The 13,967-nt window shown below is 39.8% G+C and carries 9 protein-coding genes and 1 other annotated feature; of the genes, 8 read left to right on the top strand and 1 reads right to left on the bottom strand.

Features of this window, described 5'->3' with window-relative positions; all coding sequences use genetic code 11:
- Positions 1-10 precede the first annotated feature (10 nt).
- The 5 genes from divIVA to cspB all read left to right on the top strand — a co-directional run bounded on the left by divIVA (position 11) and on the right by cspB (position 5,885).
- A complete protein-coding gene (divIVA, locus tag GL301_RS10330; protein ID WP_003725769.1) occupies positions 11-538 on the top strand; it encodes a septum site-determining protein DivIVA in 528 nt (175 codons plus the stop codon).
- Positions 535-768: a binding site (T-box leader), on the top strand. It overlaps the preceding gene by 4 nt.
- A 52-nt stretch (positions 769-820) precedes the next feature.
- The gene (gene ileS / locus GL301_RS10325; RefSeq protein WP_003727956.1) at positions 821-3,586 is read left to right on the top strand and encodes an isoleucine--tRNA ligase; all 2,766 of its coding nucleotides are present in this window, start codon (positions 821-823) and stop codon (positions 3,584-3,586) included.
- A gap of 111 nt (positions 3,587-3,697) precedes the next feature.
- The gene (gene dapF / locus GL301_RS10320; protein ID WP_003730800.1) at positions 3,698-4,687 is read left to right on the top strand and encodes a diaminopimelate epimerase; all 990 of its coding nucleotides are present in this window, start codon (positions 3,698-3,700) and stop codon (positions 4,685-4,687) included.
- 13 nt (positions 4,688-4,700) lie between these two features.
- Complete coding sequence (locus tag GL301_RS10315; RefSeq protein WP_003727958.1) at positions 4,701-5,396, top strand: phosphatase PAP2 family protein; 696 nt, start codon at positions 4,701-4,703, stop codon at positions 5,394-5,396.
- A gap of 288 nt (positions 5,397-5,684) precedes the next feature.
- Positions 5,685-5,885, top strand: a complete 201-nt coding sequence (gene cspB / locus GL301_RS10310; protein ID WP_003723180.1) for a cold-shock protein CspB — start codon at positions 5,685-5,687, stop codon at positions 5,883-5,885.
- 68 nt (positions 5,886-5,953) lie between these two features.
- Here the strand turns inward: cspB and GL301_RS10305 are convergent, their stop codons facing one another.
- Positions 5,954-9,052 carry an alpha-mannosidase gene (locus GL301_RS10305; RefSeq protein ID WP_010958981.1) on the bottom strand — a complete coding sequence of 1,033 codons (3,099 nt, stop codon included), beginning with the start codon at positions 9,050-9,052 and terminating at the stop codon, positions 5,954-5,956.
- 254 nt (positions 9,053-9,306) lie between these two features.
- Between GL301_RS10305 and GL301_RS10300 the strand changes: the two genes are divergently transcribed.
- From GL301_RS10300 to GL301_RS10290, 3 genes are read left to right on the top strand one after another with little or no spacing between them, the layout of a single operon-like run.
- Positions 9,307-11,964 carry an alpha-mannosidase gene (locus tag GL301_RS10300; protein WP_003725764.1) on the top strand — a complete coding sequence of 886 codons (2,658 nt, stop codon included), beginning with the start codon at positions 9,307-9,309 and terminating at the stop codon, positions 11,962-11,964.
- 3 nt (positions 11,965-11,967) lie between these two features.
- Entirely contained in the window at positions 11,968-13,272 is a 1,305-nt protein-coding gene (locus GL301_RS10295) for a glycoside hydrolase family 125 protein (protein WP_070298243.1), read from the top strand.
- Positions 13,273-13,332: 60 nt separating this feature from the next.
- A complete protein-coding gene (locus GL301_RS10290; protein ID WP_003725762.1) occupies positions 13,333-13,944 on the top strand; it encodes a YesL family protein in 612 nt (203 codons plus the stop codon).
- Positions 13,945-13,967 lie beyond the last annotated feature (23 nt).

The raw sequence follows: 13,967 nt of genomic DNA, 5'->3' as shown, positions 1-13,967 counted from the left end.
GGTGCTAGATATGCCATTATCGCCGCTGGATATACATAACAAAGAGTTTACCCGTGGTTTTAGAGGTTATGACGAAGACGAAGTAAATGACTTCCTCGATCAAATCATTAAAGATTATGAACAAGTTATTAAAGAGAAAAAGCGTATTGAGGACACTTTAAATAATAGTGAAGAACGTTTAGGTCATTTTACAAACATTGAAGAAACATTAAACAAATCATTAATCGTGGCACAAACAGCTGCCGAAGAAGTGAAAGCTTCCGCTGAAAAAGAAGCAAAACTTATTATCCGTGAAGCTGAAAAAAATGCAGACCGAATTTTAAGCGACTCACTTTCTAAAGCTCGTAAAATCGCGATTGAAATTGAAGACCTAAAACGTCAATCTAAAGTATTCCGCGAGCGTCTGCGTATGTTAGTAGAAGCGCAAATGGATTTAATTAAAAGTGAAGATTGGCAGCAAATGATGGCTTACGATGTAGATGCAACAGAATTAGCGTCTATTAAAGAAGTCGAAGCTGCTGAATCAGAAGAACGTTAAAAACGATTATAAGAGACAAGTAAATTTTTTAGACAAAGGATATGAAGCGAGTTGGTAAATGGTGCGAGACCAACTATCCTCTAAAAAATAGAAATCACTCTTTAGTTCTAACCCGAAAAAGCAATCGCTTGAGTAAGTGTTAGCGCGAGCCAGCGTTATGGCATTAATGAAGTGGGCAAGCAACAAAATTGCATGTCAACAAGGGTGGTACCGCGAATCTCGTCCCTTTTTTGGGAGAGATTTTTTTGTGTTTAAAAATAAAGATTTAAAGGAGAATAGAGTATGGAATATAAAGATACGTTATTAATGCCAAAAACAGATTTTCCGATGCGTGGAAACCTGCCAAACAAAGAACCTGAATGGCAAGCAAAATGGGAAGAAGAAAAACTATATGAGAAGATTCAAGAAAAAAATGCTGGACGCAAGGCGTACATTTTGCATGATGGGCCTCCTTATGCTAACGGTGAGCTTCACATGGGTCACGCTCTAAACAAAACAATCAAAGATATTATCGTCCGTTATAAATCAATGGCTGGCTTCAGCTCCCCGTATGTTCCAGGTTGGGACACACACGGACTACCAATTGAGACAGCTATCGCCAAAAAAGGCGTTAAACGGAAAGAAATGTCTATTGCTGAATTCCGTAAACTATGTGCCGAATATGCAATGACGCAAGTAGACGGTCAACGTACAGGATTCAAACGACTTGGAATTAACGGTGACTGGGAAAATCCTTACATTACACTTTTACCAGAATACGAAGCAGAGCAAATCAAAGTCTTCGGTGAAATGGCGAAAAAAGGTTACATTTACAAAGGTAAAAAACCGGTTTATTGGTCTCCTTCTAGTGAATCTGCGCTGGCAGAAGCAGAAATCGAATATCAGGATAAAAAATCTGCTTCCATTTTCGTTGCTTTTAAAGTAACAGACGGAAAAGGTGTACTAGATGAAGGAACGAATATCGTTATCTGGACAACAACTCCTTGGACAATTCCTGCAAACATGGGTATTACTGTTAACCCTGATTTGGACTATGTAGTAATTGAATCCGCTGGGGAAAAATATGTTGTAGCAGAAGCACTTTTACCAAGCTTACGCGAAAAACTAGGCTTTGAAGATGCGACAGTAGTGAAAACAGTTCGTGGTTCTGAACTTGACCGCGTTGTAACTAAACACCCATTCTATGACCGTGATTCCTTAGTAATGAACGGGGAACATGCTACTGCTGAAGCCGGTACTGGTGCGGTTCATACGGCTCCTGGACACGGGGAAGATGACTTTTTAATCGGGAAAAAATACGATTTAGAAGTACTTGCTCCACTAGATGATCGTGGTGTATTCACAGAGGAAGCACCGGGATTTGAAGGCGTATTTTACGATACAGCGAACAAAATGGTCACAGAAAAACTAGAAGAAGTGGGCGCATTACTAAAAATGGAATTCATCACTCACTCTTATCCACATGATTGGCGTACGAAAAAACCAGTTATTTTCCGTGCAACAGCGCAGTGGTTTGCTTCGATTGACGCATTCCGTGATGATTTACTCGCTGCTGTTAAAGGTGTTAATTGGACTCCTGCTTGGGGTGAAACACGTTTATTCAATATGGTTCGCGACCGCGGTGACTGGGTTATTTCTCGTCAACGTGCATGGGGCGTTCCACTACCGATTTTCTATGCGGAAAATGGGGAAGCGATTATCACAGACGAAACAATTAATCACATTTCTGAACTTTTCCGTGAGCATGGTTCGAATGTTTGGTTTGAACGCGATGTGAAAGATTTATTACCTGCTGGCTTTACGCATCCAGGTAGTCCAAATGGAGAATTTACAAAAGAAACCGATATTATGGACGTTTGGTTTGATTCAGGTTCTAGTCATCAAGCTGTGCTGAATGCTCGCCCAGAATTAAGTCGTCCGGCTGATTTATATATGGAAGGCTCTGACCAATATCGTGGCTGGTTCAACTCATCCTTAACAACTGCTGTAGCAATCACTGGTGAAGCGCCTTATCGTAACGTGCTAAGCCATGGTTTCGCACTGGATGGGGAAGGTCGCAAAATGAGTAAATCACTTGGAAACACACTTCTTCCAGGCAAAGTAATTAAACAACTGGGTGCGGATATTGTTCGCCTTTGGGTTGCTTCTGTAGATTATCAAGCCGACGTTCGTGTTAGTGATGAAATCTTAAAACAAGTATCCGAAGTATACCGTAAAATCCGTAACACAATGCGTTTCTTACTAGGAAATATTAATGACTTTAATCCAACTACTAACGCCGTTTCTTATGAAAACTTACGTGAAGTTGACAAATATATGCTAATTAAATTAAATGATTTAGTGAAAAATGTGAAGGATAACTATGAAGCTTTCGAATTCTCTACTATTTACCACCAAATCAATAATTTCTGTACAGTAGAATTAAGCCAATTTTATATGGACTTTGCCAAAGATGTTGTTTACATCGAAGCGGCTGATAGTCATGATCGTCGTGCTATGCAAACTGTCTTTTATGAAGCGGTTGTTACGTTAACCAAATTACTTGCTCCAATTTTACCGCATACAACAGAAGAAGTTTGGAATAGCTTGATTGGTGAAGGCGTGGAAAGTATTCACTTGCAAGACTTACCAGAGGTTAAAGTATTAGCGGATAGCGAAGAAATTACAGCGAAATGGGACGCGTTCATGCAAATCCGAGATAACGTCCAAAAAGCGTTAGAATTCGCTCGTAACGAAAAATTAATCGGTAAATCAATGCTTGCTAAAGTAACTTTATATGTAGACGGCGAAGCGAAAACACTATTTGATTCTTTAGAAGGCGATTTTGCACAACTGTTTATCGTTTCTGACTTTGAACTTGTGGAAGGTTTAGAAAATGCACCAGAATCTGCATTCAAATCAAATCAAGTAGCTGTTCAAATTACCGTAGCAGAAGGCGAAACTTGTGAACGTTGCCGTGTAGTGAAAAAAGATGTAGGCGTAAATCCAAAACATCCAACACTGTGTGGCCGCTGTGCGGATATTGTTGTAAAACACTACGAAGCTTAATGCTCGCTTGGGGAAAATCCTACTCATTTCAAAAGGAGGTTCCCCAAGCTTTTTTAATTTAAGATGTGGTATTATAGACGTAATTCCAAATAGAGGAGGTTGCTTGACGTAATGGAAACAATTCACTTTACAAAAGTACATGGTTCGCAAAACGATTTTTTCTTAGTTGATGAAGAGGAAAATCACATCACAGAATGGTCGGATGAAAAACGTGCTAATTTTGCGATAAAGCTTTGCGATAGAAAGCACTCGCTTGGCGGGGCAGACGGAATTTTATATGTCACAAAAAGCAGTGAAGTTGGACCAATTGGCCAAATGCGTGTCGTTAATTCAGATGGCTCAATTGCTTCGATGTGCGGGAATGGCTTAAGAACGGTAGCTCGCTATTTACTTGAGAAACATGCTTTGACAGATGCAAAAGTAGAAACTATGAAAGCGATACTTGATGTCAAAAAAGCAACTTCGCTTGGTTTTGATATTCCAACCTATCAAGTGGAAATTTCTCCTGTTAAATTTGCAGCAGAAACATTACCGATGCATGTAGGCGTGGAAAAATTATTTAATCAAGTTATTCCAGAACTTGATGCAGAACTCGCTTTTTCTGCTGTTTCTGTTCCTAATCCGCATTTGATTACATTTGTGGACCAAGCTGTGCTAGATTCCAATAAACAAGAAAAATTAGCAAGTTATTTAAATAGCGAAAATCCGTATTTCCCAGATGGCGTGAATGTAAGCTTTGTGAAACGTTTAAGCGATGATGCTATTTATGTGCGTACTTTTGAACGCGGCGTCGGTTTTACGAATGCATGTGGAACAGCGATGTCGGCTTGTAGTTTGATTAAAAAAATGTTAGATAATGATATATTGGAAACGCCGCTAAATGTTTATAATGATGGCGGAAGAGTGCAAGTAACTGCGAAAAAAGATGCTGCTGGTGAAATTTCGCTACAACTGATTGGCAATGCCACTTTTGTTAGCAAAGGTTCCGTTCGTTATGAAAATGATATCGTTACAGAGCTTACAAATGAAGCGACAGCTGAACAAGCTCAGTATCAGGCGCTTGTAAAAGAAGTAAAAGAATTTCTAAAAACAACCGAATGAAAAGGAGTTAACCATGAATACAAATCGTAAAAAAGCAACACCGTTATTCGTTATTGGCGGATTTTGCCTTATTTTATTTATTACTATCGCTTCCGCTATCGCAACAGAAAGTAACTGGGTAGCACGTTTTGACTTAAGCTGGATTGAAAAAATCCGCGGCGGCATTCAACCGGATAAAACAGCCATTGTTAAATTTCTAACTACTTTAGGAAGCGCAGAAACGACAATTATTTTGACTATTGTAGTCGTTCTTATTTTATTCTTTTTACGAAAATTTGTTGTCGGACTTTGGTTTGGTGGAACGATGCTTGTTTGTGGAGTAGTCTTAAATCTTGTCTTGAAAAGTTTGGTTGGTCGTACGCGTCCAGCTAGCGTGAACTGGTTAGTAAGCGAGTCAGGCTTTAGTTTCCCAAGTGGACATGCGACGGCAACGGCTGTTTTTTATGGTCTTGCAGCGATGTTCTTGATTTTCACAGTGCCAAAAATGTGGCAAAAAATCGTTATCGGTATTATCGGTTATGGTTTTATCCTGTTTGTCATGTATACACGCGTTTATCTTGGTGTGCATTTCCCGACGGATGTACTTGGTGGATTTTTCCTTGGTACAGCATCGGTATTTATCTCACTAGGCGTTTATTTCTTAGTACGAAAACCATTACATAATTTACTTGTGAAATGGCGGATTAAAGATAAAAGTATTACAGAATAATATAAAAACCCTGTTATAAGAATTAGCTTATAGCAGGGTTTTTCAGATAGTAAACTGAATACTCTATTTTGTAACCGTACGGCTTTTTCACTTGATTTATTTGCTCGTTGGCGTTAATATATAAGTGTTGATAGTAGCTAATTTGCTTATTATCAAGGATATTGATGTGGAGTGAGTATCTTTGCTAATATGTGAATTTTGTAATTGAAAAAATGATTAGCTTGTTGTTAACATCTTTTTCGTTAGTAAAAGAAACATATTAAGAAAATTTTTGGAGGTTTGTGAAATATGCAAACAGGTACAGTTAAATGGTTTAACAGTGAAAAAGGCTTCGGTTTCATCGAAGTAGAAGGCGGAGATGATGTATTCGTACACTTCAGCGCTATCGAAGGTGAAGGATTCAAAACTTTAGACGAAGGTCAAAGCGTTGAATTTGAAATCGTTGAAGGCCAACGTGGCCCACAAGCAGAAAAAGTTACTAAACTTTAATCTGTTCACGTTAAACTAATAAAAACACGCAGCGGACTTCTTAGGGAGAAGCCTTGCTGCGTGTTTTTTTATGCTAAATGAATTCGGTATGTTTTTATTTCAAATGGAGCTACTGCAAAGGTCGGATTGGAAAGCGATGTTTCGTTTTCCTCAAGTAAGTTGCATTCTGTGATTGAGGTAATCGGGTAACCACTTGTGATTGTTACTTCGCCGTGAGTTCCCGCAAATTCATGCAATCGTAAAATGATACCATCACCGTCCTCGGCTTGTTTAATGCTATCAATCATCACGTAAGGATTGGTCACTTGGAAAAGAGAAAAAGTTTCAATTTCGCCCTTGGAAGTGAAAATTGGATTATTCAATTCCCATGCTGCTTGAACTGTTTCCCCGTCTAAAAAATCACCTTGATGTGGATAGAGCGAATAAGTGAATTGGTGGATTCCTAAATCGGCATCTGGATCTGGATAACCGGCTGCTTTCAAAAGCGTAAGTCGGATAGTAGAATCTTTAATATCATAGCCGTATTTGGAATCATTTAACAAACTGACGCCGTAATTTTTCTCAGAAAGATCAGCCCATTGATGTCCAACGGTTTCAAAGCGAGCATAATCCCAACTTGTATTCCAGTGCGTTGGGCGTTTGACGTTCCCGAATTGGATGTCATAGCTAGCTTCACTGGCATGCACAGCGACAGGGAAGGCGACTTTAAGCAACTGGTTACGATCTCGCCAGTCGACCTCGGTTTCAAATCTGATTTCAGGGCTCTCGTGATAAAAATGAATCCACTGAGTGATTTGAGATTTTTCGGAATGTAGCACTTGCTTCATAGTGAATTGGAGTGGCCCGTTCTCGGTTATTTCAACTGAATCTAGCGCGCTGATTTCTTTTTGTTTTTCTTGATAGAATAGGTCGATATCCCAGGCGTCATGCCACATCGGCTTATCTTCAAATAATTGAAATACATTACCTCGCGCATTTTCCGCTATTACTTGGCGGTTATTTTTTTTGTCAAAAATGGACGTGAATTGTCCGGCTTTATTCCATTTGATTTGATAGAAGGGTGTTTCCAATTGGTTATTTTTATAGTGAAAAGATGGTTGTTCTAAAATGTTTGCTGTTTCTTTAACAGAAATAGTTGTAGCACCAAGCGCAGGTATGTTTGGATGCTGGATAAGCCAGGTATTATTTACCAATTTTTGCGCAGGCAGTGGAGCATTATTTTCATCATAAAAGGCTAAATGATTCGATTGATTGTCGGGTGAAATTTCGATGTATTGCGGTCTGGACCAAGTGGAACTATTCCAAAGTGTTATTTTTTCATCGGCATCTGTAGTTAAATTGGTCAATTGATTAGAAATTAACGTATTATTTTCCGTCATAGCTTCCGTGTACTCAATTAGAGCGTCGTCATAAACTTCTTTGATGGAAGAGCCGGGAATAATATCATGAAACTGATTTCGAAGTAAAATTTGCCAAATGCCTGCTAATTTTTCAGTTGGGTAAGACGTTCCTTGTTTTAGATTTGCTAAAACGGAAAGCCATTCGCTATTTCGTAAGCCGAGTTCGATTTTTCGATTCATTTTTTTCGTAAATGCTTGGCTCGTATAAGTTCCGCGGTGATATTCGAAGTAAAGTTCGCCGTTCCAAGTATGAACATATTGGTCTGTCGTATTTATCGTTTCGTGTAAATCGTTGAAATAAGAAGTAGCACTTTTTGGTTTTACTTCAGGAATTCCTGGCATCGTATCATAACGACGGCGCATCTCTAGCATTTCTCGGTTCACACCGCCACCACCATCTCCGTAGCCGTAAGCAAGTAGTAATTCTTGGTTTACCTCTTTATCTTGATATTTGTCCCAAAGACCAACAAGTTCTCGTGCTGTCATTTTGCCATTATAGGTTGAAATGCGGCTATTTTTTTCTGGTGCAGTGATGAAATGGGTCAAAATTTCTGTACCATCAATTCCGCGCCACTGGAACGTATCATGAGGCATACGATTATATTGATTCCAGCTTATTTTGGTTGTCATAAAAGTCTTAATGCCTGATTTACGAAGGATTTGTGGTAAAGCCCAGCTATAGCCAAATACATCCGGCAACCATAGAAAACTAGAAGGTTTACCAAATTCTTCGCGTAAAAATTTCTGACCGTAGAGCATTTGCCGTACGAGGGATTCACCGCTAGGAATATTACAATCTGCTTCAAGCCACATTCCACCGTCAGCTTCCCAGTTTCCTTCGCTAATTTTCGTTTTGATTTTCGCATAAATTTCTGGGTAATCTTCTTTGATATAGGCGTAAAGTTGCGGTTGCGATTGGAGAAATAAGTATTCAGGATAGTCTTCCATTAAATGAAGCACAGTCGAAAATGATCGTGCGGCTTTTTCGCGAGTATGCTTTAAGCGCCATAGCCATGCTACATCTATATGTGTATGCCCAACAGCCGCCACTTTGATAGGAAAATTTTTCGGCATTTTTTCCAGTGCGGCTTGTAAGATTTGGTTGGCTGTTGCCATCGAGGCAAGGTTTTGTTCGGATCCTGGTGTACTCCAATCAATTGCAAGGTAAGCGCGATTAATTGCTTGGAGGAGCGGTGCATAGGTTGGATTTTTTTCTTCGAGTTGGTCGAGTGTTTTTAAAGTTGCTTTACTCGTGAAATACAAATCATCAATGACGAGATTTAAATATCCAATAAAGGCTTCTTTTAACTGGTGTGTCTGGATAGTAGGAGTGCCGCCACCTTCCAGTCCGGACCATAAACGGAAGACCAGTTCCACCTTTTTTCCAGCAAAACTATCTGGGAAAAGAACTTCGCGGTGATTTTGATCGACGCCTTGATATGGTTCCCCATTAACAAATAATAGTGATTCAAAGCCGGAATTGTGGCCGTCGCCGGTATTCCCAAAGTCAAAGTAGCCAATCAAGCGCGTGTCAGTTTTGGTGTCTGGAAAAGTAATGGTTGTTTTGAGCCAGACATAACGGTCCCTACCTGACCAGTTTTCCCCGATAGTCAATTCGTTATCATACAAGACGTTATTTGGTCGTGCAGCGATTTCTCCATCCATATCCTCGGCTGCTTGGAAATTACGGATAGGATAAGTTTTTTCGTAACGATAAAGCGCGACTTCATCCAGCCGGCCTCGTAGTTTATCTTTAGTGAAAAACATATGTATACTCATATCCTTTCTATTTTGTCTAGAACGGTTTCAATATATCATAGCGGCAAAAGATGTCAATTTGGCTTTTTTTGGGTATGCTGGGAGATTCTCTTAGAGTGGGAAGGATTACGCTTTCTTGTAATGGACAAATCAAGGGAAAATGGATTATTCATAGTAGTTTTTCACCTAGCATTGCAATTCACTTTAGCCCTTACTATACTTAGCTTGAAAGCGAATACAAAAAGGATATTTGGAGGGGCAAAATGACTAGAAAGAAAGCGCATATTATTTCTCATTCTCATTGGGATAGAGAATGGTTTTTACCACTGGAAAGTTTGAGATTTAGGCTCGTTACACTTATGGACGAAGTAGAAGCATTACTTGATAAGGAAGATGGATTTCATCATTTTCATATGGATGGGCAAATGATTATGTTAGAAGATTATTTGGCTGTGAAACCCGCTAAAAGAGAAAAAATGAAGCAGCTGGTTGCGGACGGAAAACTGCGAATCGGACCGTGGTACATGTTGCAAGATGCTTTTTTGACAAGTGGAGAAGCGAATATTCGTAATTTGCAGTATGGTCTAGAAATGGCAGAAGAATTCGGTCAAGTAGAGAAAATTGGTTATTTTCCTGATACGTTTGGTTTATATGGCCAAGTGCCACAACTCATGCGCCAAGCTGGTTTTGATACGGTCGTTTTCGGTCGTGGAGTCAATCCAACCGGCTTTAACAACCAAGTTTTTGATAGCGCTTTTGCCTCGAAATATTCGGAGATGTTTTGGGAAAGCCCGGACGGGTCGAAAGTATTAGGGATTTTACTCGCAAATTGGTATTCCAATGGCAATGAAATTCCGGTGGATAAAGAAGCCGCAAAAGTTTTCTGGGATAAGAAATTAGCGGATGTGGAACGGTTCGCATCGACGGATGAATGGTTATTTATGAACGGCTGTGATCATCAGCCAGTGCAAACTGATTTAGCGGAAGCATTGGAAGTGGCACGGGAACTTTATCCTGAGGTGGAGTTTATCCATAGCCATTTTGAAAAATATCAAGAGGCTGTCAAAGCTGGTCTTGCTCCTGAAAAATTACAAACGGTTCACGGAGAATTAACGAGCCAACAATCAGATGGATGGTCTACACTCGCCAACACAGCATCTTCACGTATTTACTTAAAACAAGCAAATGCGAAAATAGAGCGTTTATTAGAGCGTTTGGCTGAACCGATTTCCGTGATGGCGACAGAAGCCGGTGTCCAGTATCCACATGAATACTTAGCTTATGCTTGGAAATTACTTATGGAAAATCAAATCCATGATAGTATCACGGGATGTAGTTTGGATGAGGTGCACCGTGAAATGGAAGCTCGTTTTGAAAAAGTCGAACAGGCGACTATGGCAATTATTCAAAACGCCGCGCGTCAAATCACGGAACAAATTACAACGAATGAAGCGGGCATTCCTATTACGGTATTTCATGCAGGTGGCCTTGAAGCAACGAGATCCATAGAACTCGAACTTGAAACAGATGCAATTCATTTTTCTGAGATGCATTTTGAATTAATACCAGACGAATTAGCGAAACTTCCAGAGCAAAGTTTTCGATTAGAAACAAGTACTGGCGAGGAAATTCCGGTTGTTGTTGAGTCGCTTGGCATTCGATTTAATTACGATTTACCAGAACGGAAATTCCGTGATTCTTATTTTGCGAGAAAGTACAAACTAACCTTTGCCGTGGAAAATTTGCCAGCGGTTGGTTATGAAACAATTTACGCGCATCCGGTTGATTTGGTGAATGAATCAGCGAACCAAACACAAGATTTGTTTTTAGAAAATCGCTTTTTAAAAGTGGAAGTTGCGGCGAATGGGACGTATACGATTTTAGATAAAGAAAAAGCGATAGAAATTGCAGGTGTTGGGGCATATGAGGATGCGGGCGACATCGGTAATGAATATATGTTTAAAGAAACCGGCGATAACTTGCGAATAAATACACTCCATTCCAAACCGGCAATTCGAGTACTACGAGAGGATAAACTCGGCAAAACAATCGAAATAAACCATGAAATTGAAATACCAGAAAGCGCAAGTTCCGCCTTTGCGGAAGAAAAACGTCGCCTAGTATGGCATCCTGACCGGCAGTCGGAGCGCTCGGAAAATTTTACTACATTTAAAATCACGACAGAATTAACGCTAAATAAACACGATAAACAATTAACTATCCGCGTGAAACTAAATAACAACGTAGATGACCATCGACTCCGCGTGCTTTTCCCGACTGGAAAACAAACAGAAACACATCAAGTGGGAAGTGTTTTTGAAGTAGTAACACGCGCGAATAAACAAGTCAAAGAATGGACAAATCCTGCTAAAGATAACCGAAAACAAGGCTTTGTTGCTAGTGGAAATATCGTTGTCGCAAGTGTTGGTTTACCAGAATATGAAGTAAGCGAACATGGTGACAAACTAGAATTAACGTTGCTTCGCGCAGTATCTGAAATAGGCGATTGGGGTGACTTCCCGGCATATGAAGCGGAATGCCACCGAGAGATTACAGCAGAGTTTCACGTTTTCCTAACAGATGATTCTGATGTTGCAAATAGCACCATCCCAGCACAAGTAAACGCATGCTTGACTCCTATTTTTGCATTCCAACACAAATCAGCAACGAAAGAAAACATTCTCGCAGAAAAAAGAGATTTTGCAGAATGGAAAACAGAGGCTGGATTTGTCTTCTCAGCATTTAAACTCGCTAAAGACAACCAACCGATTATCCGATTCTTCCAAACCGCAAGTGAACCAAAACAGCTACAGACGATGCAACCGTGGCAGAAATCGACTATTTTGGAAGAAACGACGGGAGATGCCAAGAAACAATTTACCGCTAGTCCAAACGAAATCATCACTTTAAAAGGAGTGTAATAGATGACAAACAAAGTACCAGCAAGTTTTAACAAATGGATAGAGAAAGTGAAAATGACTTTTCCAGAAAACGAAAAACTTCACCGCATGTTTGAAAAATGTTTTACGAATACGTATACAACTACTTTACAAGAAACAGAAGAGGGGCTTCCATTTGTTATTACAGGAGACATTCCAGCGATGTGGTTACGCGATTCTACAAGCCAAATTAGACCATATTTAATTGTGGCGGAAGAAGACGAAGAAATGGCGACTGTTATTGAAAACCTCGTAAAGTTACAAACTAACTGTATTTTGCATGACCCATACGCGAATGCTTTTAATAAATCAGCGAATGGTGCGGGATTTCAAAACGACAAAACAGCAATGACCGACCTGGTTTGGGAACGAAAATATGAAATTGATTCACTTTGCTATCCGATTCAATTAGCGTACCTATTATGGAAAAGTGCCAACCGTACTGGTCATTTTACCGAAGAATTTAGAAAAGCATTGCATCAAATCATCGAAGTTTTTAAAATCGAACAAAAACATACAGAGCAAAGTCCGTATCGTTTTGAACGAGAAAATGTGCGTCAATCAGATACCTTAAATAATAACGGAAAAGGAACGGATGTAAGCTATACTGGTATGTCTTGGAGTGGCTTTAGACCAAGTGATGACGCATGTATGTATGGCTACCTTGTACCGAGTAATATGTTTTTAGTTGTAGTGATGGATTACGTCCAAGAAATCGCAGCGGCGTTTTACCCGGATGATAAAGAATTGCTGAAAGATAGCGCAGATTTACGAAAAGAAGTTGCTACAGGGATTGAAACCTATGCGAAACAAGCGCATCCGTATTACGGTGATGTTTACGCGTATGAAGTTGATGGAACAGGGCGTAAATTATTTATGGATGATGCTAATGTGCCAAGCTTGCTCGCTGCACCATACCTTGGTTTTTGCGAAAAAACTGATCCTGCATACCAAGCGACTAGAAAACTAATTTTAAGCCGAGAAAATCCTTATTTTGTCGAAGGTAGTGTACTTACAGGAATTGGTAGTCCACATACACCTGATCATTATGTCTGGCCGATTGCACTCAGCATCGAAGGATTAACGGCAGAAACAGAAGCGGAAAAACAAGCCGTTTTAGAGATGCTGATTGCCGGAGATGGCGGAACGGATTATATGCACGAAGGTGTCAACGCCTCGAATCCGGCTGAATTCACGCGCGACTGGTTTGCTTGGTCGAATGCGATGTTTAGTGAATTTGTTTTAAGCATGTGCGGTGTGTACGTAAAAGGCAGCCCATTAAGTAAATAAAAAAAGAAAAGTCTGGGCGAAAACTCAGGCTTTCTCTTACTATCAAAGGAGAGAAAAAGAATGAAACTTATTGATAAATTTTCAGTTATTAGCGACTGGATTATCCGGCTCGTCTGGACAAATTTAGTATGGCTTTTCCTCGTATTGATCGGCGGGATTGTGCTTGGCTTTATGCCGGCAACGGTTGCTTTATTTACGATAACGAGAAAATGGGCGCGGGGCGATTTAGATGTACCAGTTTGGAAATCTGCTTGGCAAACTTATAAACAGGTGTTTGTTTCGGCTAATTTAGCGGGTGCAGTTTTTGCGCTGATAGGGATTTTCCTGTATGCGGATTTGCGGATTGTTTTTGAATTAATGCAAGGTTTTTGGTCGACGATTTTATACTTCTTCTTAATGTTCTTGCTTTTTCTCGTGGGAATTGCGTTTTTGCAGTATTTCACAGTGTTTGTCCACTTCCAAATGAAAAATGTGCGCGCTTATGTCGGGCAAGCGTTCTTGCTCGCGATTACTAGCTTTAAAAATACTTTTATGATTGTGGTTGGTCTTGTTTTTTGCGCATGGTTAATTTCGAAAATGCCTGCTTTTATTTTGTTTATTTCTGGTGTTTTACCAAGTTATTGGATAATGAAAATCAATTTACACCGCTTCAAGCAAATGGAGCCTAAGTAACCCCTTACATTATTGGTGATAGT

This window comes from Listeria sp. LM90SB2 (assembly GCF_028867355.1).
Lineage (GTDB): Bacteria > Bacillota > Bacilli > Lactobacillales > Listeriaceae > Listeria > Listeria monocytogenes_B.
This window is presented reverse-complemented; position numbering and strand designations above follow the sequence as displayed.